At 67.0% G+C, this 20,873-nt stretch carries 23 protein-coding genes; 3 read left to right on the top strand and 20 right to left on the bottom strand.

Translation table 11 applies throughout. The annotated features are described in order from the left end of the window. Nucleotides 1-47 precede the first annotated feature (47 nt). The 3 genes from IB261_RS07395 to IB261_RS07385 form a co-directional block, all read right to left on the bottom strand. Nucleotides 48-506 carry a sn-glycerol-3-phosphate transporter gene (locus IB261_RS07395; RefSeq protein ID WP_081517760.1) on the bottom strand — a complete coding sequence of 153 codons (459 nt, stop codon included), beginning with the start codon at nt 504-506 and terminating at the stop codon, nt 48-50. 14 nt (nt 507-520) lie between these two features. Next, nucleotides 521-985 (bottom strand): outer membrane lipoprotein, encoded by a 465-nt coding sequence (locus IB261_RS07390; RefSeq protein WP_081517759.1) that lies wholly within the window; start codon nt 983-985, stop codon nt 521-523. A 129-nt stretch (nt 986-1,114) separates the two neighbouring features. Further along, nucleotides 1,115-2,044 carry a LysR family transcriptional regulator gene (locus IB261_RS07385; protein WP_192210075.1) on the bottom strand — a complete coding sequence of 310 codons (930 nt, stop codon included), beginning with the start codon at nt 2,042-2,044 and terminating at the stop codon, nt 1,115-1,117. Nucleotides 2,045-2,137: 93 nt separating this feature from the next. On the opposite strand from IB261_RS07385, the gene IB261_RS07380 reads away from it, so the two are divergent. Further along, complete coding sequence (locus IB261_RS07380; protein WP_081517757.1) at nt 2,138-2,737, top strand: short chain dehydrogenase; 600 nt, start codon at nt 2,138-2,140, stop codon at nt 2,735-2,737. A 128-nt stretch (nt 2,738-2,865) separates the two neighbouring features. Here IB261_RS07380 and IB261_RS07375 read toward each other — a convergent pair whose 3' ends face one another. After that, the gene (locus IB261_RS07375; RefSeq protein WP_151186201.1) at nt 2,866-3,264 is read right to left on the bottom strand and encodes a DUF488 domain-containing protein; all 399 of its coding nucleotides are present in this window, start codon (nt 3,262-3,264) and stop codon (nt 2,866-2,868) included. 76 nt (nt 3,265-3,340) lie between these two features. Between IB261_RS07375 and IB261_RS07370 the strand changes: the two genes are divergently transcribed. Beyond that, nucleotides 3,341-4,009: a COG3650 family protein gene (locus IB261_RS07370; RefSeq protein WP_017521068.1), complete on the top strand. Its 669-nt coding sequence runs from the start codon at nt 3,341-3,343 to the stop codon at nt 4,007-4,009. Nucleotides 4,010-4,158: 149 nt separating this feature from the next. Here IB261_RS07370 and IB261_RS07365 read toward each other — a convergent pair whose 3' ends face one another. The 11 genes from IB261_RS07365 to IB261_RS07315 form a co-directional block, all read right to left on the bottom strand. Next, a complete protein-coding gene (locus IB261_RS07365) occupies nt 4,159-4,410 on the bottom strand; it encodes a hypothetical protein (protein ID WP_081517755.1) in 252 nt (83 codons plus the stop codon). A 14-nt stretch (nt 4,411-4,424) separates the two neighbouring features. Then, on the bottom strand, nt 4,425-5,114 hold the full coding sequence (locus IB261_RS07360) for an aspartate/glutamate racemase family protein (protein WP_192381805.1): 690 nt from the start codon (nt 5,112-5,114) through the stop codon (nt 4,425-4,427). A gap of 16 nt (nt 5,115-5,130) precedes the next feature. After that, a complete protein-coding gene (locus IB261_RS07355) occupies nt 5,131-6,231 on the bottom strand; it encodes a PLP-dependent cysteine synthase family protein (RefSeq protein WP_081517753.1) in 1,101 nt (366 codons plus the stop codon). 38 nt (nt 6,232-6,269) lie between these two features. Continuing rightward, nucleotides 6,270-7,130, bottom strand: coding sequence for an EamA family transporter (locus tag IB261_RS07350; protein WP_494515527.1), 861 nt, complete (start codon nt 7,128-7,130; stop codon nt 6,270-6,272). 149 nt (nt 7,131-7,279) lie between these two features. Then, on the bottom strand, nt 7,280-7,615 hold the full coding sequence (locus IB261_RS07345; RefSeq protein WP_081517751.1) for a Na+/H+ antiporter subunit G: 336 nt from the start codon (nt 7,613-7,615) through the stop codon (nt 7,280-7,282). Beyond that, complete coding sequence (locus tag IB261_RS07340; RefSeq protein ID WP_081517750.1) at nt 7,612-7,881, bottom strand: K+/H+ antiporter subunit F; 270 nt, start codon at nt 7,879-7,881, stop codon at nt 7,612-7,614. The genes IB261_RS07345 and IB261_RS07340 overlap by 4 nt, the downstream gene beginning before the upstream one ends. Continuing rightward, nucleotides 7,866-8,366 carry a Na+/H+ antiporter subunit E gene (locus tag IB261_RS07335; RefSeq protein WP_192381802.1) on the bottom strand — a complete coding sequence of 167 codons (501 nt, stop codon included), beginning with the start codon at nt 8,364-8,366 and terminating at the stop codon, nt 7,866-7,868. Before IB261_RS07335 ends, IB261_RS07340 begins: the two co-directional genes overlap by 16 nt. After that, nucleotides 8,363-9,859 (bottom strand): monovalent cation/H+ antiporter subunit D, encoded by a 1,497-nt coding sequence (locus tag IB261_RS07330; protein ID WP_192381800.1) that lies wholly within the window; start codon nt 9,857-9,859, stop codon nt 8,363-8,365. Before IB261_RS07330 ends, IB261_RS07335 begins: the two co-directional genes overlap by 4 nt. Beyond that, the gene (locus tag IB261_RS07325) at nt 9,856-10,188 is read right to left on the bottom strand and encodes a Na+/H+ antiporter subunit C (RefSeq protein WP_151186199.1); all 333 of its coding nucleotides are present in this window, start codon (nt 10,186-10,188) and stop codon (nt 9,856-9,858) included. The genes IB261_RS07330 and IB261_RS07325 overlap by 4 nt, the downstream gene beginning before the upstream one ends. Continuing rightward, nucleotides 10,188-12,986 (bottom strand): monovalent cation/H+ antiporter subunit A, encoded by a 2,799-nt coding sequence (locus IB261_RS07320; RefSeq protein ID WP_192381798.1) that lies wholly within the window; start codon nt 12,984-12,986, stop codon nt 10,188-10,190. The genes IB261_RS07325 and IB261_RS07320 overlap by 1 nt, the downstream gene beginning before the upstream one ends. Before the next feature lie 257 nt (nt 12,987-13,243). Continuing rightward, nucleotides 13,244-13,708: an outer membrane lipoprotein gene (locus IB261_RS07315; protein WP_045209875.1), complete on the bottom strand. Its 465-nt coding sequence runs from the start codon at nt 13,706-13,708 to the stop codon at nt 13,244-13,246. Nucleotides 13,709-13,903: 195 nt separating this feature from the next. Here IB261_RS07315 and IB261_RS07310 point away from each other — a divergent pair, with 195 nt between their 5' ends. Continuing rightward, nucleotides 13,904-14,140, top strand: a complete 237-nt coding sequence (locus IB261_RS07310) for a hypothetical protein (RefSeq protein ID WP_045209874.1) — start codon at nt 13,904-13,906, stop codon at nt 14,138-14,140. Here the strand turns inward: IB261_RS07310 and IB261_RS07305 are convergent. From IB261_RS07305 to IB261_RS07285, 5 genes are all read right to left on the bottom strand, one after another. Continuing rightward, nucleotides 14,125-15,264, bottom strand: coding sequence for a glycerate kinase (locus tag IB261_RS07305; RefSeq protein ID WP_192381796.1), 1,140 nt, complete (start codon nt 15,262-15,264; stop codon nt 14,125-14,127). The genes IB261_RS07310 and IB261_RS07305 overlap by 16 nt on opposite strands. Before the next feature lie 173 nt (nt 15,265-15,437). Further along, nucleotides 15,438-16,085: a pyridoxamine 5'-phosphate oxidase gene (gene pdxH / locus IB261_RS07300; RefSeq protein ID WP_081517743.1), complete on the bottom strand. Its 648-nt coding sequence runs from the start codon at nt 16,083-16,085 to the stop codon at nt 15,438-15,440. Between the two features lie 108 nt (nt 16,086-16,193). After that, nucleotides 16,194-17,006 (bottom strand): OmpA family protein, encoded by an 813-nt coding sequence (locus IB261_RS07295; protein ID WP_192381794.1) that lies wholly within the window; start codon nt 17,004-17,006, stop codon nt 16,194-16,196. Between the two features lie 244 nt (nt 17,007-17,250). Next, on the bottom strand, nt 17,251-18,396 hold the full coding sequence (locus tag IB261_RS07290; RefSeq protein ID WP_192381792.1) for a serine hydrolase domain-containing protein: 1,146 nt from the start codon (nt 18,394-18,396) through the stop codon (nt 17,251-17,253). Nucleotides 18,397-18,514: 118 nt separating this feature from the next. Next, nucleotides 18,515-20,797 carry a beta-galactosidase gene (locus tag IB261_RS07285; protein WP_192381790.1) on the bottom strand — a complete coding sequence of 761 codons (2,283 nt, stop codon included), beginning with the start codon at nt 20,795-20,797 and terminating at the stop codon, nt 18,515-18,517. Between the last annotated feature and the right edge of the window lie 76 nt (nt 20,798-20,873).

Genomic DNA, 20,873 nt, shown 5'->3' with positions numbered 1-20,873 from the left:
GCGATGAACACTCATCGCGGCCCGTTTCATTTCGGCTGCCGGAAATATCAGAAGCGTAAGCCAACGTTGACCATCGCGGCGGCGTTGCCCAACACCACGAGTTCGGCGCCGACCGGCCCGAAGTGCGCGCCGACCGAAGGAATGATCGCCGGCGCCACGCCCAGGTGGTTCAGCGGGATCTTGTCGCGGTACTCGCCGCGATAGCCCTGCAACGCGCCGCCGGTGACCTTGGCGTAGAAAGGCGTGCCTTCCCAGTCGAAGCGCTTGCCGGCGTAGACATAGTTGGAACGCTGGCTGAAGGAGTTCTTGAAGGTCGCACCGCCCCAGACCACGCCATCGGCACGGTTGCGCTCCAGGCCAATCAGCTCCTGGTGGTTGTTGTGGTCCGGGTCGTGGTTCCAGTGGGTGGTGTAGACGCTGGTCTGCAGGTACCAGAAGCCCCCGTCGTCGGCCATGGCGATGCCACAGCCGAGCAGGGCCAGCGCGGCGATCAACAGGCGGCGCATGGGGCGTCCTCCGCTCAGAGGGTGACGCGGCTGGCGCCGTTGACGGTCATGATGCGGACGCGATCACCGATGCGGAACTGCTGGTTCGCATCCACCGCCTGGACATAGGCACGGGTGCCGCCGTCATCCTCGCGAACCACGATTTCAACGCCCTGGGTGCGGGTGATGCCCTCTTCCACCGCAGAACCCGCCGCGCCGCCAGCGACGCCGCCGAGAATGGTGGTGATGGCCTTGCCGCGACCGCCGCCGATGGAGTTGCCGGCGATGCCGCCGACTGCCGCGCCGGCCAGGGTGCCGATGGGCGTCTTGGTGCCTTCGATCTGTACCGGGCGCAGCGATTCGATGGTGCCCATGCGCACGTTCTGCACGGCGCGGGCGTCAGCACGGGAGTAGGAAGAACCCGACAGGTTGGAAGCGCAGCCGCTCAGCAGAGCGGCGCTGGCAAACAGGGCAGTCAGAAGCAGAGTGGGACGGTTCATGATGTTGACCTCGGAAGGCTCTCAAAAGTGATGGTGAAAGCCTAACGATCGGTCCCTGAACTCCCCCTGAACCCTCTCTGAACCAATGCTGAACGAAGCTGAACGACTGAATGAATTTACTGAAAGACGTCAGCCTTCCAGGGCGACCAACTGCATCCGGCTGCGCTCGAACCAGCGCAACAGGTAGTCCGCCAGCAGCTGCGTGCGGCGCGGCAGGCGGCTCTGGTAGGCGTGGATGAGGAACACCGGCTGGGTCCGGGTCTGGTAGTCGCGCAGCAGCCAGACGAGGCTGCCTTCAGCCAATTCCTGCTGAATCATGTAGGACGGCAGCCGGCTGATCCCCGCGCCCGCCAGTGCCGCCTTCTTCAGCAGGGTGTAGTGGTTGCTCGCCAGCAGGCCGCTCACCGTCACGCGGAACAGTTCGTGGTGGCGCTGGTAGAGCCAGACGTCGCTGTCCTGATAATGGGTGTTCTGCAGGCAGGAATGCCCGGCCAGCTCCGCCGGCACTTCCGGTACGCCGTGCTCAGCGAGGTAGTCCGGCGTGGCGCAGGTCAGTTCCTGCAGGGCGAACAGCGGCCGCGCCACCAGGCGCTCGTCCACCGCCAGGCTTCCGGAGCGGATCGCCAGGTCGAAGCCGTCGGCCACCAGATCGCGGCGTTCGTTGGACAGGTCCAGCTCCAGGCGGATGTCGGGGTACTGGCGGGAGAACTCCATCAGCCAGGCATCGAAGAAGGTCTCACCCAGCGACACCGGCACGCTCAGCCGCACCTTGCCCTGCGCCTCCTCCTGCAGCGCCAGCACCGCCTGCCGCGCCCGCGCGGCCTGGGCGTTGAGCGCCTGGGCCTCGGGCAACAGCGCGGCGCCCGCGGCGGTCAGCGACAGGCGTCTGGTAGTACGGTGCACCAGCGTCGCCCCCAGGGCTTGTTCCAGCGCGGAAATCCGCTTGGACAGCTGGCCCTTGCTGCAGCCGAGCTTCTCCGCCGCGCGGGTGAAGCTGCCGCACTCGAGGAGCACGGCGAAGGCGGAGAGGTCTTCCAGGTCGCTGGCTATTGTTTCCATATGAAAACCAAAGGTTATCGATTAGCATGATTATCTAAACAGGAGACCACTCTACTCTGAAGCCGTCTTCAGCCAAATTCTTTCGGAGCCTTCATGAAAATCATCCTGATCGGTGCCAGCGGCACCCTCGGCCAGGCCGTCGCCAACGAACTGGGCCAGCGCCACGAGATCGTCCGCGTCGGCCGCAACAGCGGCGACTACCGCGTGGACATCACCGACAGCGCTTCCATCCGCGCGCTGTTCGAGCAGGTCGGCGGCTTCGATGCGCTGATCAGTGCCGCCGGCAAGGTGCACTTCGGCGCACTTGCGGAAATGGGCGAGGCGGAAATGGCGGTCGGCCTGAAGGACAAGCTGATGGGCCAGGTGAACCTGGTGCTGATCGGCAGCCAGTACGCCAATGACGGCGCTTCCTTCACCCTCACCACCGGTATCCTCAGCGAACAGCCCATCGTACTGGGCAGTTCGGCCAGCCTGGTCAACGGTGCGGTGGAGGGCTTCGTGCGCAGCGCTGCCCTGGAACTGCCACGCGGCCAGCGGATCAACGCGGTGAGCCCGAACGTGCTGGTGGAATCGATGGAAGGCTACGGCCCGTTCTTCCGCGGCTTCAAGCCGGTGCCGGCCGCCGACGCCGCGCTGGGCTTCGCCCGCAGCGTGGAAGGCAAGCAGAGCGGACAGGTGTACAAGATCTGGTAACGGGACTTCCTCGCAGGGCGCATAACCTGGAACAGGTTATCCGCCGAACCTGTCGCGGCGGATAACGCTTACGCGTTATCCGCCCTACGACTCCGGTGACGATTTCCCTTGGTTCGCGAGCAAGTCCCCTACTCGGTCTTGCCGGCATAGCAGACCGGGGAACTGCCCTCGTCCTGCTTCTCCAGCTCGTCTTCCAGAAACTCCGCCAGCACCTGCGCGTTGTTGTGTTCCTCGTCCTTGGCCGCATAGAGCAGCGTCAGCGGGCCCTTGCGTGCCAGGTCGAGCAGGCCCATCCAGTGTTCCGGATGGGCATTCAGCTCGCCGTGGTAAGCCTTGCGGAAATCCTCGAACAAGCTCGGATCGTGGTGGAAGCGCTGGCGCAGTTCGTTGGACGGCGACGCCTCCTTGGCCCACTGCTCCATGTGCAGGTCTTCCTTGCGAATCCCCCGCGGCCACAGGCGGTCCACCAGCACCCGCTGGCCGTCTTCCTTCGCCGCCGGTTCATAGGCGCGCTTGCAACGAATCATCCGAAATCCTCCGTGTCAGCTTGAGGTGGCCGGCTTCGCTGGGTAACGTGGGCGCACTTTCGAGGGAGCCCGTTTCATGCGATCCAGCCGTTTCATTCTGTTCAGCCTGCTGCCCCTGTTCGCCGCCTGCCAGGTGTGGACGCCGAACAAGACCGATCTTAACGCCTCCACCCGCCTGCAGGGCGAACTGACCCGCCAGGACGGCAAGCTGGTGTTCCGCAGCTGCACCGAGCAACGCCGCTTCAGTATCGAGGACACCGGCAACACCGGCCTGCCCCGCGATGCGCTGGAAATGTTCAACGACGGCGCGACCTCGCTGTACGCCGACCTGCGCGGCAGCTTCAGCGGCAGCAGCGCCCAGGGCACCGATGGCAAGCTGGAAGTGGCCAAGGTCTATCGCCTGCAGAACGAAGGTTCCGGCTGCGACGATCCGAACTTCAAGCGCGCGGTGGTCCGCGCCCACGGCAACGAGCCGGGCTGGAGCGTGCTGGTGAACAGCCAGGGCATGTTGATCGAGCAGCCGGGCAAGGAGTCGCTGGCGCTGCCGTACATCGCCGAAGGCGTGCCTGACGGCAGCACCAGTTATTCCAGCGAGGCCAACGGCGAGAAGGTCGAGCTGTGGGTCGCTCCGGCACGCTGCCAGGACAGCATGAGCGGCGCACTGAGCAACCTGTCCGCCGAGCTGCGCCTGGACAACAAGGTCATGCGCGGCTGCGCCTATCCGGGCGGCTCCAGCGGCGACTGATCGCCGCCCGCTGCAAACGTGCCTGCAACGTAGGAGCGGACTCCGTCCGCGATCGATATCCGGCGCCATTCGGACCTATCGCGGACAGAATCCGCTCTTACGCAACCGGAAACCTCAAACCAGATCGTAGGGCGCCCTGCAGAGAGGCGTCAGACCAGCAATCCTGCCGCCACCAGCCGCGCCTTCAGCACGGCGAATTCCCCGTCGTATTCCCAGTACGCCAGCCGGCCATCGCTGGCGGTCACCAGCACGTACTTCTCGCTGATCGACTGGATGCGCTCGATGCGCACCAGCTTCTCGACGAAGTCCGGGTCCGCGACCTGCTCGATCACCTCGCGGTTCTGCTCGTCGTAGCCGTGCATGATGAACGCCGCACGCACCCTCAGGCTGATGAAGCTCATGCTGTGAGTTCTCCTCAAATGGCGGCGTCGGCCGCGTGCAGGGCATGCAGTGCCGTGGTGTCGAACAGCGGCACCGAGGCGTCCGCCGGACCGACCAGCAGGGAAATCTCCGTGCAGCCGAGGATCACCGCCTCCGCGCCCTGCTCCACCAGCGCAGCGATGATGCGCCGGTACTCTTCTCGCGATTCGTCGCGAATCCGCCCCAGGCACAGCTCCTCGTAGATGATCCGGTGCACCACCTGGCGGTCGGCTTCGTTCGGCGTCAGTACCTTCAGCCCGAACCTGTCCACCAGGCGATCCTTGTAGAACGCCTGCTCCATGGTGAAGCGCGTGCCCAGCAGGCCGACCGTGGCAACGCCCGTCGCACGGATCGCCTCGGCGGTCGGGTCGGCGATGTGCAGCAGCGGGATATCCACCGCCGCCTCGATGGCCGGCGCCACCTTGTGCATGGTGTTGGTACAGAGCACGAGGAAGTCCGCGCCTGCCGCCTTCAGCGAACGGGCCGCGTCAGCCAGCACACGGCCGGCAGCGTCCCAGTCGCCGGCGTGCTGCAGGCGCTCGATCTCGTGGAAGTCCACGCTGTACAGCGCGACCTTCGCCGAGTGCAGGCCGCCAAGGCGTTCCTTGATGCGTTCGTTGATCTGCCGGTAGTAGGGAATGGTCGACTCCCAGCTCATACCGCCGATCAGGCCGATGGTTTTCATGCGTCCCTCCATGGGATCAGTCCAGTCCGATGCAGGGCAGATCACCGGGCAGCGCCGCGCCGTGCTCGGCGCACTGGCGCACGGCCTCGATCAGCGGATCGAGGTCGAAGCCCTGGGAAATCAGCCACAACGGGTTGTAGTAGGTCGTCTCGTAGCGCTCGCCGCTGTCGCAGAGGATCGCCACCACCGAGCCGCTCTCGCGCCGCGCCACCATCTGCCGCGCCACCAGCAGCGCGCCGATCAGGTTGGTGCCGCTGGAGCCGCCGACATGCCGGCCCAGGCGCCGGGCCAGGTAGTGCATGGCCGCCAGCGACAGGTCGTCCGGCACCTTGCAGCAGGCGTCGAGCACGTTGGGCAGGAAGGACGCTTCCACACGTGGGCGACCGATGCCTTCAATGCGCGAGCCGTAGCTCAGGGTCAGGTCGCGGTCGCCGGTCTTGTAGGAATCGAAGAACACCGAGCGCTCGGCGTCGGCGCAGAGCACGCGGGTGTCATGCCGGCGATAGCGGGCAAAGCGCCCCAGGGTCGCCAGGGTGCCGCCGGTGCCGGGGCTGGAGACCAGCCACGACGGCTCGGGGAAGCGCTCGTGGCGCATCTGCTGGAAGATCGACTCGGCGATGTTGTTGTTCGCCCGCCAGTCGGTGGCGCGCTCGGCGTAGGTGAACTGGTCCATGAAGTGGCCGCCGGTTTCCGTCGCCAGGCGCTCGGACTCGGCGTAGATCTGCGTCGGGTCATCGACCAGATGCGCCTGGCCGCCGTAGAAGGCGATCTGCGCGATCTTCTCCTTCGAGGTGCTGGCCGGCACCACGGCAATGAAGGGCAGGCCGAGCAGTCGCGCGAAGTACGCCTCGGAGATCGCCGTCGAGCCGCTGGACGCCTCGATCACCGGCGCGCCCGGCTTCAGCCAGCCATTGCACAGCGCGTAGAGGAACAGCGAGCGCGCCAGGCGGTGCTTGAGGCTACCGGTGGGGTGGCTCGACTCGTCCTTGAAGTACAGGTCCACGCCCGGCAGGCCGGGCATGTCCAGAGGGATCAGGTGGGTATCGGCGCTGCGCTGGAAATCCGCTTCGATGATGCGGATCGCCTCACGGGTCCAGTTGCGTTCCTGGGTGGCCATCGTGTCGTTCTCCTGGCAGGGCAAGCGGTTCAATGGGTTCAGTCCAGCACACCGGCAGGCGATGTGGGCGGCGCGCTGCGCCACTGGCTGAGGGCGACCCCGATGAACACCAGGCCGGCGGCCAGCGCCTGCTGGCCGCTGAGCACCTCGCCCAGCAGCAGCGCGGCGAAGATCAGGGTGAACACCGGGATCAGGTTGATGAAGCCGGTCGCCTGGCTCGCCGGCAGGCGGCTGACGCCGAAGTTGTACAAACCATAGGCGCCGACGGTGACCACGCTGCCCAGGTAGACCAGGGCGAACCAGCCGGTCGGGCCGGGCGCCGGCGGCAGGCCGGAGGTCGCCAGTGCCAGCGGCAGGAAGAACAGCGAGCCGATGAATGCCTGCATCGCGGTGAGGATAAAGGGCGAGTAGCGCGCCGACAGGTGCTTGAGCAACAGGGTGTAGCCGGTGGCGCAGAGCATTGCCACCAACTCGTAGAAATTGCCCAGCAGCGGGTTGGGCGCATGGCTGTCCGGCTCGCTGGCCAGCGTCAGCCAGAGCGAGCCGAGCACCGCCAGGGCGAAGCCCAGCCAGGTGTTGCGGGCGATCTTCTCATGCAGCAGGAAGAACGCGCCGACCGCCACCAGCAGCGGCAGCAGCGCGGTGATCATCCCGGCCTGCGCAGCGCTGGTCTGCTGCAGCGCCAGGGACTCGAAGATGAAGTACAGGCAAGGCTCGCAGGCGGCCAGCGCGAGCAGCCACTTCCAGTCGCCGGGGCGGTAGTCGATGCGTCCACGCCAGCGCCAGGAGGCGAGGAAGATCAGGCTGCCCAGCGCCATACGGGCGAAGATCACCCACATGGCCGGCATTTCCTGGAAGGCGAACTTCAGCGCGATGAAGGAACTGCCCCAGAGCGCCATGGCCAGCACCAGGCACGCGAGGGCGAACGGCCGGGATTGCTGCACGGGACGCTCCAGTCAAAAGGTCCCCGGAGTATAGGAGGCGCGCACCGGCCGCCGACAGGTACAGAATCGTGGCGAAACTGTATGGGCGATCCGATGTTTCCGGATCAGTCCCAGGGCTTGCCCTTGGTTCCCCGCTCCACCGGCACGCGCTGCTGCATCGCCGCCTTGGCCAGCAGGTGCGCACTCACCGGCGCGGTGATGAAGAGGAACACGGTGATCAGCACCTCATGCAGGCTGACGCCCTCGCCGCGCGTGCTGAAGTACAGCAGCGAGGCCAGCACCACGCCGCCCACGCCCAGGGTCGAAGCCTTGGTTGGCGCGTGCAGGCGCGTGTAGAAGTCCGGCAGGCGGTACAGACCGATGGCGCCAAGTAGCGCAAACAGGCTCCCCGCCAGCAGCAGCACGCAGACCAGCGCTTCCACGATCATTTCGCCATTCATTCGATGATGTCTCCGCGCAGCAGGAACTTGCACAGGGCCACGGTGCTGACGAAGCCCATCACCGCGATCAGCAGCGCCGCCTCGAAGTACAGGCCGCTGCCCTTCCAGATGCCGAACAGCACGATCAGCGCGATGGCTTCCACCGACAGGGTGTCCAGCGCGAGGATGCGGTCCGCCACCGACGGCCCGCGAACCAGCCGCACCACGGTGAGCAGCACGGCGATACCCAGCAGCGCCAGGCAGATCGGGATCACGATACCGAGCATGCGAACACCTCCTTCAGCGGCGCCTCGTAGCGCGCCTTGATGTCCGCCGCCAGCGCCTGCGGGTCCGGCACGTCGATGCCGTGGACCAGCAGCGTGCGGCGATCGGCGGAAAGGTCGGCCGAACAGGTGCCCGGGGTCAGGGTGATGACGCTGGCGAGGATGCTGATGGCCAGGTCATCGGTCAGCTCCAGGGGAATCTCGACGAAGCCCGGCTGCAGCTTCGCTTTCGGTCCCAGCACCAGTTTCGCCACCTGCAGGTTGGCGACCACGATGTCGTAGAGCACCAGGCCAATGAAGCGCAGCAGCAAGCCCGGCCGCTGGATGCGCGGCGCGGCCAGCAGCAGGTTGCGGCACAGCAGCGGGATGCTCAGGCCGAGGAAGGCGCCGAGCAGCCAGTGGCCGAGGGAGAAGTCGTTGACCAGCAGCAGCCAGCTCAGCAGGAGCACACCGCTGAGCAGCGGGTGCGGAAGGATGCGCCGGATCATGCGCCACCTCCCAGCAGGATCGCCTGACGGTAGAGCCCGGCGTCCAGCAACTGCACGGCTGTGGCCTGTGCATATGTGATCAGCGGCCGCGCGGCGACCACCATCAGCGGTGCGCTGGCCAGCAGGCCGAAGCCCGCAAACATCTTCACCGGCTCCCGATTGGCGCTGCCCAGCACACTCAGGCCGGTGCGCCAGAACAGCGTGCTGCCGGCGCGACTGAGCGCGACGATGGTCACCAGTCCGCTGACCAGCACCACGCTCCACAGCGCGATGGCCTCGCTGCCCCCACTCACCGAGCGCAGCAGCATCAGCTTGCCGAGGAAGCCCGACAGCGGCGGCAGGCCGGCAACGGCAATGGCGCCGAAGAAGAACGCGCCACCGAGCAGATGCGGTTGCAACAGCGCCGGGCCCTGCACCAGCCGGCCACTCTTCTCACCGCGCTGGCGAGCAATCAGGTCGGCCAGCAGGAACAGGCCGCCGGCCACCCAGATGCTGTGCAGCAGGTAGTAAAGCGCGGCGGAAAGCGCCTCCGGCGTGCCCAGGGCGATGGCCGCCAGCAGCGTGCCGGCAGAGACCACCACCAGGTACGAGAGCAGCCCCTGCAGCGTGGTCGCCGCCAGCGCGCCCAGCGCACCGGCGACTATCCCGGCCAGCGCCAGCGGCCACAGCCAGGACTGCGCGAGGTTCGCCAGCTCGCCGGCCTGCTCACCGAAGATCAGCGTGTAGACCCGCAGGATCGAGTAGATGCCGACCTTGGTCATGATCGAGAACAACGCCGCCACCGGCGCGCTGGCCTCGGCATAGGCTTTGGGCAGCCAGAAGTACAGCGGCAGCAGCGCCGCCTTCAGGCCGAACACCACCAGCAGCAGCAACGCCGCCGCCCGCACCAGCGGCGCCTGCTCGGCGCTCAGCTGGGCCACTCGCTCGGCCATGTGCGCCATGTTCAGGGTGCCGGTGATGCCATAGAGCGTGCCCACCGCGAGGAGGAAGAACGCCGAGCCGACGAGATTGAGCACCACGTAATGCACACCCGCACGCACCCGCCCTGCCCCGCCGCCATGCAGCAGCAGCGCGTAGGAGGCGATCAGCAGGATCTCGAAGAACACGAACAGGTTGAACAGGTCTCCGGTGAGGAACGCCCCGTTCAGACCGAGCAACTGGAACTGGAACAGCGCATGGAAGCGCTTGCCGCGCCGGTCATCCCCACGCACCGCGTAGATCAGCGACAGGCTGGCGAGCAGTGCGGTGGCAGCGATCATCAGCGCGCTGAGGCGGTCCAGTACCAGGATGATGCCGAACGGAGGCTGCCAGTTGCCCAGCGCGTAGAACTGCACCACGCCGCTGTCGGCCTGTTGCAGCAGCACGGCGGAAAGCGGCAGCAGGGCCAGGGTGGCGAGCAGCGACAGGCCGCGCTGCAGGCGCTCGCCCACGAGCAGCAGTGCGCAACCGGCGAACAGCGGCAGCAGGACCGGCAGGATCAGCCAGTGATTCATCGGCCTTCCTCCCCTTCGCCGCCATCCACATGGTCGCCGCCGGTGTCAGCCAATCCACGCAGGGCCAGCACGATGACGAAGGCGGTCATGGCAAAGCCGATGACGATGGCCGTCAGCACCAGCGCCTGGGGGATCGGGTCGCCGGCGTTGGCGACCTGACCGATCACCGCCGGGTCGCCAGCCAGCCGGCCCATGGCGAAGAGGAACAGGTTGACCGCGTAGGACAGCAGGGTCAGCCCCAGCACCACCGGGAAAGTGCGCGCGCGCAGCAGCAGGTAGACGCCGCTGGCGGTCAGCAGGCCGAGGGCGATGGCGAACAGCGCTTCCATCAGGGCGCCTCCTTGGACAGCAGCGGCTCCGGCGGCGCGGTGACCGAACCCAGCCCGGAAAGAATCAGCAGCGTCGCGCCAACCACGGTGAAGTACACGCCCAGGTCGAAGAGCATGGCCGTGGCCAGTTCGATGTCGCCCACCAGCGGAATGTGGAAGTGGCCGAATGCCGAAGTCAGGAACGGGAAGCCGAAGAACCAGGCGCCCAGCCCGGTCAGCCCGGCGATCAGCACCCCGAGGCCGGCGAGACGGCTGTAGTCCAGCGGCAGGCGCGTGCTCACCCAGCGGCTGCCGCAGGCGATGTACTGGAGGATCAACGCCACCGAAGTGATCAGGCCGGCGATGAAGCCTCCACCCGGCAGGTTGTGGCCGCGCAGGAAGATGAACACCGAGACCAGCAGCGCCAGCGGCAGCAGCAGTCGCGACAGCGTGGCGAGGATCGGCGGGAAGCGGTCTTTCGCCCAGGCGCGGCCTTCGTCGTCACCCTCGCGGCGCAGCAGGCGCAGGCCGTCGAGCAGTGCGAAGATGCCGACGGCGGCAATCGCCAGCACGGTGATCTCGCCGAGGGTATCGAAGCCGCGGAAGTCCACCAGGATCACATTCACCACGTTGTGCCCGCCACCACCGGAGACGCTGTTTTCCAGGTAGTAGCCGGCAATGCTGTCGTAGGGGCGCGTGAGCACGGCATAGGTCAGCAGCGTGACCATCACGCCGGCGCCAATGGCGATCACGAAATCGCGCAGGCGGCGCAGGCTGCTGGAGGTCTTCGGCGTGCGCGCCGGCAGGTAGTACAGCGCCAGCATCAGCAGGACCATGGTCACCACTTCCACCGACAGCTGGGTCAGCGCCAGGTCCGGTGCGGCGAAGCGGGCGAAGGCCAGCGCCACCAGCAACCCGGCGATGCTGAGGATCACCAGCGCGGTCAGGCGCTGGCGATGGAACCAGACGGTGAGCGGCCCGGCGATGGCCAGCAGGACCAGGCCCAGCGCGGTGATGCCATCCAGCGGCGTCTGCGCCCGATCACCGGCAATGCCCGGCAGCGGCGCGAGGCCGGCGAACACCACCACCACGGCGGCCAGCACCAGCAGCATAGCGTAGCGCTGCAGCGAGCCGTTCTCCAGGTAATCGGTCACGCACTTCGCGAAGTGCACCACACGCTGCACCTGCTGCTCGAACACCAGCTTGGCGTCCACCGCCGGCAGCCCGGCGTACCAGTCGAACAGCGGCTTGCGCAGCACGTAGAGCAGCACGCCGCCGGCGGTGGCGACGAAGCTCATCGCCAGCGGCGCGTTGAAGCCGTGCCAGATCGCCAGGCTGTATTCGGGCAGCACGCCGTTCAGGCTCGACGCGGCGGCGCCGGCCAGCAGCGGACCGACGATCACCCCCGGCATGACGCCCACCAGCAGGCAGATCAGCACAAGGATTTCCACCGGCACCTTCATGTAGCGCGGCGGCTCGTGGGGGTGCGGATTGGGCAGGTTGATCGGCTCGCCGTTGAAGAACACGTCGTGGATGAAGCGCACCGAGTAGCTCACCGAGAACAGCGCGCCCACGGTCGCCAGCGCCGGGATCACCCAGTTGAAGCTGCCCATCATGTTCTGCGCCAGGGTCTCGCCGAAGAACATCTCCTTGCTGAGGAAGCCGTTGAGCAACGGCACGCCCGCCATGGACGCCGACGCCACCATCGCCAGCACGGCGGTGTGCGGCATGTATTTCCACATGCCGTTGATGCGCCGCATGTCGCGGCTGCCGGTCTCGTGGTCGATGATCCCGGCAGCCATGAACAGCGAGGCCTTGAAGGTGGCGTGGTTGATGATGTGGAAGATCGCCGCGACGTTGGCCATGGGCGAATCCAGGCCGAACAGCAGGGTGATCAGGCCCAGGTGGCTGATGGTCGAGTAGGCCAGCAGGCCCTTGAGGTCGTTCTGGAACAGCGCCATGAAGGCGCCCATCAGCAGGGTCGCAAGACCCGTCAGGCTGACCAGGTAGAACCACAGGTCGTTGCCCGACAGCAGCGGGTACAGGCGCGCCAGCAGGAATACGCCGGCCTTCACCATGGTCGCCGAGTGCAGGTAGGCCGACACCGGCGTCGGCGCCGCCATCGCATGGGGCAGCCAGAAGTGGAACGGGAACTGCGCGGACTTGGTGAACACGCCCAGCAGTACCAGGCACAGCGCCAGCGGGAACAGCGGGCTGGCCTGCAGCACCTCACGGGCACCGAGCACGGTGGTGAGTTCGAAGCTGCCGACCACATGGCCGATCAGCAGGATGCCGGCGAGTAGCGCCAGGCCGCCACCACCGGTGACCGCCAGGGACATGCGCGCGCCCTTGCGCGCATCCGAGCGATGGCCCCAGAAGCCGATCAGCAGGAACGACGACAGGCTGGTCAGCTCCCAGAACACCAGCATCAGCAGCAGGTTTTCGCTCAGCACCACGCCGAGCATGGCGCCCATGAACAGCAACAGGAAGGCGAAGAAACGCCCGGCGGGCTCCCTCTCGGACAGGTAATAGCGGGCGTAGAGGATCACCAGCAGACCGATGCCGAGGATCAGCAGGGCGAACAGGAAGCCCAGGCCGTCCAGGCGCAGGCTGAGGTTCAGGCCCAGCTCCGGCAGCCACTCCAGGCGCTGCACCTGCGGATCGGCGCCGAGCACCGAGCGCTGGCCCAGCAGCAGGATCAAGCCCAGCAGCGGCACCAATCCGGTGGCGGCGGCGCAGGCGGTTCGGCCGAAACGCTCGGCCAGCAGCGGCAGCAATACCCCGAAGAAAGGCAGCGCGATGATCAGCGCCAACGTCATGACCCACTCCTTTTCACCGCCGGACGGCGTTCAGACAGGCAACACCGCGCAAAGGCGGCCGGCTTGCAAAGGCGACGATTATCCATATCTATCGATTACGCGTCATGGATTGAATTATTACGAAATTGCAAGCTTGAGCCGCGCCCGCAGTGGGCTGCGACGGATTTTCCTAACCCCCAAACGATAGCGCGCGACAGCCGGGTCGACTGTCGCGCGCTGGGTTTCGCTGGCTGCCACGGGCGGGCAGCCGTTGCCGGTCAGTGAGCGACGCGGCTGGTACCGTTGACGGTCAGGATGCGCACGCGCTCGCCGACGCGAAACACGGCGCCTTCGTCAACCTGCTGGACGTAGGCGCGGGTGCTGCCGTCGTCTTCGCGGACGGTGATTTCCACACCCTGGGTGCGGGTCAGGCCTTCTTCGGTGGCCGCACCGAGCAGGCCGCCGGCTACGGCACCGATGATGGCAGTGACATAGCTGCCCTTGCCGCCACCGATGGCGCTGCCGCCGATACCGCCAACGGCGGCGCCGGCAACGGAGCCGATGGGAGTCTTGGTGCCTTCGATCTTCACCGGGCGCAGGGCCTGGATGGTACCCATGCGAACGTTCTGCACGGTGCGTGCTTCTTCACGGGTGTAGGTGTCGCCGGTCAGACTGGACTGGCAACCACCGAGGGTCATGGCCAGGGCAGCGAAAGTCACGGCGATCAGGGCAGTTTTACGCATTAGGGAACCTCCGAGTAGGGCTACGGCTATTAGACTCCGACGGCAGCCCGCCTGTCACGCCAGGTCATGAAACATGCTGATCTCGATTCAGCTTTCGTACAGTTTGTGCCAGATCGTCGGAAAACGCCTGCCCTGGCTCAGTTTTTCGTGCAGCACGATGGGTTAGCCTTGCAGCCGCAGAAGGAGCAGCCGTTCATGGACTATTTCATCATCGTCGTCACCACCGCCGCCGGCCTGTATTTCCACTGGTGGATCTACTGGCGCATCCGCCGCTGGATGGACCGCGACCTGGCGCTGTCGCTGGCGGGCGATGATCCGCAGAAACGTATCTATCTGTTGCAGCGCCTGGCCGATGCCAAGCGCGAGAAGGTGAAGCGGCGCGACCTTCCCGACTGGCTGCAGCGCGCCGCCGACGATTACCGCGCGGCCTGAGCCAGCGACCAGAAGCGCGCCAGCGCCTCGGCGCGGTTTTCCAGTTCCTGCGCCGCCCGAGCGCAGGCATCGGCCAGGGTGATGGGCCCCGGCGCCAGGCTGAACGCCGCTTCGATCCCCGCTTCACGCAATTCGGCCAGCCCTTCGCCCACGCTACCGGCCAGTGCGATCACCGGCACACCCGCGCGCCGGGCGACATGGGCCACGCCCACCGGCGTCTTGCCGTGCAGGCTCTGGCCATCCAGCCGCCCTTCCCCGGTGATGACCAGCGACGCGCCGGCCAGCGACGCCTCCAGCTCCGATAGCTCGGCAATCAGCTCGATGCCCGGACGGAAGCGCGCCTTGAGGAAAGCCCGGCAGGCGAAGCCCAGGCCACCCGCTGCACCGACGCCGGGGAACAGGCTGTGATCCTGCCCGAGTGCGAGCGCAGCGACTTCGGCGAAGCGTTTGAGTGCGGCATCCAGCTGCTGCACCTGCGCCGGGTTCGCACCTTTCTGCGGGCCGAAGACGGCCGAGGCGCCGTGGGGGCCGCAAAGGGGATTGTTCACGTCGGCAGCCACTTCGACCTCGACTGAGGCCAGTCGCGGATCGAGGCTCGACAGCTCGATGCGCTCCAGTTCCGCGAGCCGCGCGCCGCCGGCGCCCAGCTCCTTGCCCTGGCCATCGAAGAAACTCACGCCCAGCGCCTGCAGCAAGCCCAGGCCGCCGTCGTTGGTAGCACTGCCGCCCAGACCGATGATGATCTTCTTCGCACCCGCATCCAGCGCCTCGCGGATCAGCTCGCCGGTGCCGCGACTGGTGGTGCGGGTGGCGTCGCGCTGCCCTTCCGGGACCCAGTGCAGGCCACTGGCGGCGGCCATCTCGATCACCGCGGTGGCGTCCTCCAGCCAACCCCAGTGGGCTTTCACCGGCTGCTCCAGCGGGCCGCAGACATCCAGCTCGCGCCGCTCGCCCGGCCGCGCCGCCAGCACCGCGTCCACCGTGCCTTCGCCGCCGTCGGCCATGGGCCGCAGCAGGGTTTCGTCGCCAGGCCGCGCGCGCAGCCAGCCACGGGAAATGGCCTCGGCGACCTCGGGGGCGGAGAGGCTTTCCTTGAAGGAGTCGGGAGCGATGACGACTTTCATGGGGGACAGGTCCGTTGTGCGGGAGGATGAAGGGCATCCTACACCGCGCGACAGACAGACATGGTTCGATAGGAGCGAGCTTGCTCGCGAACCGCCTCAGCGAGACCTGGTTCGCGAGCAAGGACTGGGCGAGCCCTCGGTCCTACAAAAAGCGCATCGGCACAACCAGCGAATCAGGGCGCCAGGCGCTCGCGCACCCAGGCTCCATTTTCGTGGCGGTAGTTGAGGCGATCGTGCAGGCGGCTCGGCCGGCCCTGCCAGAACTCGATGCGGCTCGGCAGCAGGCGGAAGCCACCCCAGAAATCCGGGCAGGACGGTGCCGTGTCGGCAAAGCGTTGCTCGGTCTCGGCCAGCAGTTGCTCCAGCTCGCCACGGCCGTCGATCACCCGGCTTTGCGGCGAAGCCCAGGCACCCAGGCGACTGCCCAGCGGGCGCACACGGTAGTAGGCAGCGGATTCTTCGCTGGAGACCTTCTCGACCCGTCCCTCGATGCGCACCTGGCGTTCCAGGGCCGGCCAGAAGAAGGTCATGGCCGCGCGCGGGTTTTCCCCGAGCTGCTGGCCCTTGGCGCTTTCGTAGTTGCTGAAGAAGGTGAAGCCGCGCTCGTCCAGGCCCTTGAGCAGGAGCACGCGGCAGTGCGGCTGGCCGTCGGCGTCCGCAGTGGCGAGCATCATCGCGTTGGGCTCGACCGGCAGTTGCTCGGTCTTCACCGCGTCCTCGAACCACTGGTTGAACAGGCTGAACGGTTCGGCGGGCGCCTGGGTCTCGGTCAGTCCGTCACGGGTGTATTCGCGGCGCATATCGGCCAGGGTCTGGGCCATCGGAAATCTCCTGCAGAAGAAGTCCCTAAGCTTATCCAGAGTTGCGCCTTCGCGCTTGATCCACGACAAGCGTCATTCCAGCGGGAATGACGCTAGTCGCACAAGGGATCAGTTGGCCTGGGCGAGTGCCAGCAGGCTGGTGCGCTGGGTCACCAGCACTTCGACGCGGCGGTTCAGCGCGCGGCCTTCGGCGCTGGCATTGTCGGCGCGCGGCAGGCTCGAGCCGACGCCCTTCAGGCGCAGGCGGTCGGCGCCCAGGCCGCTCAGGCGGAAGATCGAGGACACCGCCTGGGCACGCTGCAGGCTGACCTTGTCGTTGAGCGCCTTGTCGCCCGAGCTGTCGCTGTGGCCGAGCACCAGCACGCCGCTTTCCGGATCGTTCTGCAGCATCTTCGCCACGTTGCCCAGCGGCGCCAGGGTGATCGGCAGCAGCAGTTCAGGACGCTTGGGGTTGAACGAGCCTTCCACCGGCGCGATCAGCACCAGGGCGTTCTCGCGGCGCTCGACGGTGAACTTGCTGCCTGCAACGGCGGCACGCAGGGACTGCTCATGCTGGTCCAGCCATTCCTTGCTGACCTTGGTGTCCTGCGGCTTGGCCGCCTTCTCGGCGCCCGGCTTGCTGTCGCTCACGCCGAACGGCCACCACCAGTGGCCACCGGGCTGCTGGCTGCCAGCGGCGGCGACCTTGGTCGCTTCGACGGGCTTTTTCTCCGGCGCGGGGGCCGCAGCGCTCACTTCCTCGTCGCCACCGAAGGGCCACCACCAGTGGCCGGTGCCGGGCTTGGCGGCAGCTGCAGCGCTTTCCATGGTTTTCGCCGGGTCCTTGGCCTGATCCTGAGACTGGAACTGGCTGCAGGCGGAAAGACCGACGCACAGCGCAAGGGTGGAGACTTTCAGCGAATTCGAGAACAGCAGGTTCATGGGAGCGATTCCATAAAGTCGGAACATGAAGAGAGGCCGGGTGCAGCTGGCAGGCAGCGGCACCCTGACTTCAGCAATCAGCTTAAGAGTTGTACATAACTTACTCAGTTGGAACGAGATTTTAATCCCGAACTGACGAGCGGCGCATAGCTGTGCGCAGGGGAGGACCGTCGCGACCAGCGCGACGGCAATTGCGGACGACCTTAAGAAGGCGCAGCGGGGGGAAGGTTCCTCCCGCTCGTCGTTACAGGCAGTCGCCGGCGAGGCGGGCCAGGCGCTGGGCGCGCGGGTCCATCAGCACATAGGGGCCGAGGGTGTTGACGACGAAGCCCAGCGCCAGCTCGCGCTCGGGATCGACGAAACCGATGGAGCCACCGGCGCCCGGATGCCCGAAGGCCTGCGGGCCAAGGCCGTAGGTGGCGTTCGCCACGCTCGGTTGGTCAAGCATGCAACCCAGCCCGAAACGCGTACAGGTCAATAGAGTTCGATCCTCGCCAACGGCATGCTCGCGGGTGAGTTCGGCCAGCAGCGCTTCGTCCAGCAATTTGCCCTGTAGCAGGCCCGTGTAGAAACCGGCCAGCGAGCGCGCATTGCCATGGCCGTTGGCCGCCGGCTGCGACATGCGCCGCCATTCGGGCTTGTTGGTGCTGGTGAGCACCGAAGGCGGATTGGTGAAGGCGCGGGTGGAGAGCGCGGCGGCGTCGGTCATCATGGTCCGCAACAGGCGTTGCGCGGCAGCGTCCCCCAGGTTGCCCTTGCCCCGCGCGATGTGCGCGACGCGGTGGAATTCGCTGTCATCCAGGCCGATATGGAAATCCAGCCCCAGCGGCTCGGCGGTGCGCGCGATGATGGCGGAGCCCGGCTCGCGACCGTCGACACGACGGATCACTTCGCCGATCAGCCAGCCGTAGGTAATGGGTGCGTAGCCGTGTTCGGCGCCCGGCGTCCACCAGGGCGTCTCGGCAGCCAGTGCGGCGGTCATGCTCGACCAGTCATACAGCGCCTCGGGCGCCAGCGGCTGGCGGATCGCCGGCAGCCCAGCGCGATGACAGAGGAGCTGGCGCACGCTGATGCTCTGCTTGCCGGCCTGCTCGAACTCCGGCCAGTAACGCGCAACCGGGGCGTCCAGTTCCAGCCGGCCCTCGCCCACCAGTTGCAGCGCGGCAACGGCGGCGAAGGTCTTGGTGCAGGAGAACAGGTTGAGCAGCGTGTCGGCCTGCCAGTCCTGGCCCGGCTCCTTGCCCGCGCTGCCGGCCCAGAGATCGACCACGGTTTCGCCGCCGACCTGGATGCACAGCGCTGCGCCGCGCTCCTGTGGGTCTTCGAACAGTGCACTGAAGGCGTCGGCAACGGGGGTGAAGCGCGGATCACAGTGGCCGTTCAGGGTCATTTCAGGCTCCGGAAATGCACATACTCAGGGACGGAAAGTGCGGAAGACGCCATTCTTTCAGCGCGTTCCGCCCCTGGGAACCCTGCCGAAGGCGGGGTGTGGCTTCACGAATGACGGATCATTGCTCCGAGGCCTGTTCCTCGTCGTCGCTGTCGTCCCCGGCGGGCGCGGCTTTGGGCTGCGGTTCCGGCGCCACCTTGGCGGCGGCGCGGGCCTGTTCGTCGATGCCTTTGAGCGTCTGCTGGTTGGCCTTGCGCACGGCGTCGACGAAGCCGGTGAACGGCAGGTCGGTGATGCCGACCAGGCCGATGTGACCATTCTCGCCGTCGAGCAGGCGGCCGGTCACCGGCTGGTCGAGGTACTGGAACCAGTGCGCGCCGACGATGTTCGGCTCCTTCGCGGCCTCGGCGAGGAAGCGCTGGTACGCCTCGCCACGCTGCTGCTCGTTGTACACCTCGGCGACACCGCCCCAGAACGGCCCGCGATCGCGGGAGCCGAAGTGGAATTCGGTGATCAGCACCGGCTTGTCCAGGCTGCGCACGTAGTTGGCGTCGAACCCCTGCTGCGGCAGCGGCACGTAGAGGTTGAAGCTGAGGATGTCGCAATACTGCGCACAGGAGGCCAGTGCTTCCGGCGTGCTGACGGCGAAACGCGGGCCGAGCAGCAGGTGGTTCGGCGCGTGCCACTTCAGCGAGTCCTTCAGGGTCTTGAAGTACTGGTCGGCGTACAGCCGCAGGAAGGCGCTGTAGTCCTGGGCGATGGCCGGGTGCGCCTCGCTCGGGACCGGTGCCTGGTAGCCCGGCGCGTCGAGGTCCTCCCAGGAGCCCAGCTGCACGCCCCAGGCCTCGGCGAGCTGCTCGTGATCCTCGTACTTGTCCTTGAGCTGCTTGATGAAGGCACGTTTGGCCGGGCTATCGGTGGACAACTTGAGTGTGCCGAAAGCCAGGGCGAAGTGCGCCTGGTCATCGTCGCCACGACCAGCCCAGGCCAGTTCGTTGTCGGCGTAGTAACCCAGCAGCCAGGCATCCTCGCGGTGATCGCGGGCGGCGATGGCGATGGCGCGCTCGGCGGCCATGGCGAAGCGCGGGTCGAACGGATCGGGCATGGCGCCCCACCAGTCGTAGCCGGTGCTGACGGTAGCGTAGTCGCCGCTGATGGACAGCGGCACGCTGTACGGCATGCGCGGATCATCGGCGAAGGCCGGATCGCTCCAGTCGCCCAGGGTGTTGAAGCCCCAGGAACCGAGGCGCTGCACGGTGCGTTCGCGCCAGGCGACCGCGGCGGCGTCAGCGCTCAGGCCACCGTCGGCACGGAAGCGGTTGGCGGCGTAGAAGTCGAACCAGCGGCCGTTGCCGAACGCGCGGCCCTGCTGGGCGCCGACACCACTGCGGTCATCGCGCTGGCCATAGAAGGCGGCCAATGGCTCGTCCTCCTTGGGCAGGCTGGCGAACATGTACTCGCGGCCTTCCACGTAGGTCTGGCTGCTGTCGGCGTTCACCGCGTTGACGCCCATGGACCAGAACGAATGCCCTTCCGGCGTCACCAGCCACCAGCGGCCGTTGCGCTTTTCGGTGCGGAAGAAGCCGGTGCCTTCGAAGGCCGGGCCGTCCAGCAGGCCACCAAAGGCGTCGCGACCGGGCGCCGGCTGCCACTTCTTCAGTTGCTCGCCTTCGGCTTTCCAGGCGCTGGCCAGTTGCTCGGGGCTCTTCACCTTCTCCGGCCAGTCGCTGCGGGTGGACTGGCCGAAAGCGTCGACAATGCCCGTGTAGGCCTTGTGGTACTCGTCATTGCCGGCGCGGGTGCCGAAGCGGCCGACGAGGATGTCCTGCGCCGCCTTGGGCGCGGTGAGGAACAGCTTCACAGCGCCGACCTGGCTGCGGTTCAGCTCGCCGGTGACCTTGCTCGCCAGCAGCAGGCGCTGGCCGTCCTGGGTGACGGGCATGGGCACGCCGGCACGCATGCCGAAGTCTTCCGGGGCGATGGCGTGCAGCGGGATCACCAGGGTCTGCGCCGGGCCCGGCGGCAGGGCGATGCTCGCGCGCAGGCCGGGAGCACCGGCGACGCCTTCGATTTCCACTTCCAGGGTGATGGCCCAGTCCATGGCGTTCTGCAGGCGCAGGCTGACACTGTCGGCCTGGGACCAGTCCCAGCTGCCGCTGGAAGGCGCGAGACGCAGGGTCGGTTGCGGCGCGGGGTTGAAGTTCACCCGGCGGAGGATTTCGCCCTCGGGTGTGGCCTCGGCGGTGGAGCTGGGCAGGTCGGCGTTCTGCGTGGTGACGCTGACCACGGCCATCGGCTTGACGAAGTTGAAGAGGGTTTCATTGCCGCCAGCCGACCAGGCCGGGGCGCTGGCGATGGCCAGGCTGAGCAGCAGAGGCAGATGCCAACGCATCGATGTCATGGATTCGAGTCCTTGCAACACGCCCGCCGGGCGGCGGGCGTTCGTTTGACAGCAAGCGCGGGAGCTCGCTCCCGCA

Origin of the sequence: Pseudomonas sp. PDM20 (genome assembly GCF_014852575.3) — a bacterium.
GTDB lineage: Bacteria > Pseudomonadota > Gammaproteobacteria > Pseudomonadales > Pseudomonadaceae > Pseudomonas.
This window is presented reverse-complemented; position numbering and strand designations above follow the sequence as displayed.

Excerpts from the sequence above, each read along its gene's own strand:
- IB261_RS07370 (WP_017521068.1), top strand. The coding sequence starts at position 3,341 with ATGCGATCCAGCCGTTTCATTCTGTTCAGCCTGCTGCCCCTGTTCGCC.
- IB261_RS07355 (WP_081517753.1), bottom strand. The coding sequence starts at position 6,231 with ATGGCCACCCAGGAACGCAACTGGACCCGTGAGGCGATCCGCATCATC.
- IB261_RS07385 (WP_192210075.1), bottom strand. The coding sequence starts at position 2,044 with ATGGAAACAATAGCCAGCGACCTGGAAGACCTCTCCGCCTTCGCCGTG.
- IB261_RS07345 (WP_081517751.1), bottom strand. The coding sequence starts at position 7,615 with ATGAATGGCGAAATGATCGTGGAAGCGCTGGTCTGCGTGCTGCTGCTG.
- IB261_RS07380 (WP_081517757.1), top strand. The coding sequence starts at position 2,138 with ATGAAAATCATCCTGATCGGTGCCAGCGGCACCCTCGGCCAGGCCGTC.
- IB261_RS07340 (WP_081517750.1), bottom strand. The coding sequence starts at position 7,881 with ATGCTCGGTATCGTGATCCCGATCTGCCTGGCGCTGCTGGGTATCGCC.
- IB261_RS07335 (WP_192381802.1), bottom strand. The coding sequence starts at position 8,366 with ATGATCCGGCGCATCCTTCCGCACCCGCTGCTCAGCGGTGTGCTCCTG.
- IB261_RS07290 (WP_192381792.1), bottom strand. The coding sequence starts at position 18,396 with ATGACCCTGAACGGCCACTGTGATCCGCGCTTCACCCCCGTTGCCGAC.
- IB261_RS07330 (WP_192381800.1), bottom strand. The coding sequence starts at position 9,859 with ATGAATCACTGGCTGATCCTGCCGGTCCTGCTGCCGCTGTTCGCCGGT.
- pdxH (WP_081517743.1), bottom strand. The coding sequence starts at position 16,085 with ATGGCCCAGACCCTGGCCGATATGCGCCGCGAATACACCCGTGACGGA.
- IB261_RS07395 (WP_081517760.1), bottom strand. The coding sequence starts at position 506 with ATGCGCCGCCTGTTGATCGCCGCGCTGGCCCTGCTCGGCTGTGGCATC.
- IB261_RS07325 (WP_151186199.1), bottom strand. The coding sequence starts at position 10,188 with ATGGAAGCGCTGTTCGCCATCGCCCTCGGCCTGCTGACCGCCAGCGGC.
- IB261_RS07285 (WP_192381790.1), bottom strand. The coding sequence starts at position 20,797 with ATGACATCGATGCGTTGGCATCTGCCTCTGCTGCTCAGCCTGGCCATC.
- IB261_RS07295 (WP_192381794.1), bottom strand. The coding sequence starts at position 17,006 with ATGAACCTGCTGTTCTCGAATTCGCTGAAAGTCTCCACCCTTGCGCTG.
- IB261_RS07360 (WP_192381805.1), bottom strand. The coding sequence starts at position 5,114 with ATGAAAACCATCGGCCTGATCGGCGGTATGAGCTGGGAGTCGACCATT.
- IB261_RS07310 (WP_045209874.1), top strand. The coding sequence starts at position 13,904 with ATGGACTATTTCATCATCGTCGTCACCACCGCCGCCGGCCTGTATTTC.
- IB261_RS07320 (WP_192381798.1), bottom strand. The coding sequence starts at position 12,986 with ATGACGTTGGCGCTGATCATCGCGCTGCCTTTCTTCGGGGTATTGCTG.
- IB261_RS07350 (WP_494515527.1), bottom strand. The coding sequence starts at position 7,130 with ATGGCGCTCTGGGGCAGTTCCTTCATCGCGCTGAAGTTCGCCTTCCAG.
- IB261_RS07305 (WP_192381796.1), bottom strand. The coding sequence starts at position 15,264 with ATGAAAGTCGTCATCGCTCCCGACTCCTTCAAGGAAAGCCTCTCCGCC.
- IB261_RS07390 (WP_081517759.1), bottom strand. The coding sequence starts at position 985 with ATGAACCGTCCCACTCTGCTTCTGACTGCCCTGTTTGCCAGCGCCGCT.
- IB261_RS07375 (WP_151186201.1), bottom strand. The coding sequence starts at position 3,264 with ATGATTCGTTGCAAGCGCGCCTATGAACCGGCGGCGAAGGAAGACGGC.
- IB261_RS07365 (WP_081517755.1), bottom strand. The coding sequence starts at position 4,410 with ATGAGCTTCATCAGCCTGAGGGTGCGTGCGGCGTTCATCATGCACGGC.
- IB261_RS07315 (WP_045209875.1), bottom strand. The coding sequence starts at position 13,708 with ATGCGTAAAACTGCCCTGATCGCCGTGACTTTCGCTGCCCTGGCCATG.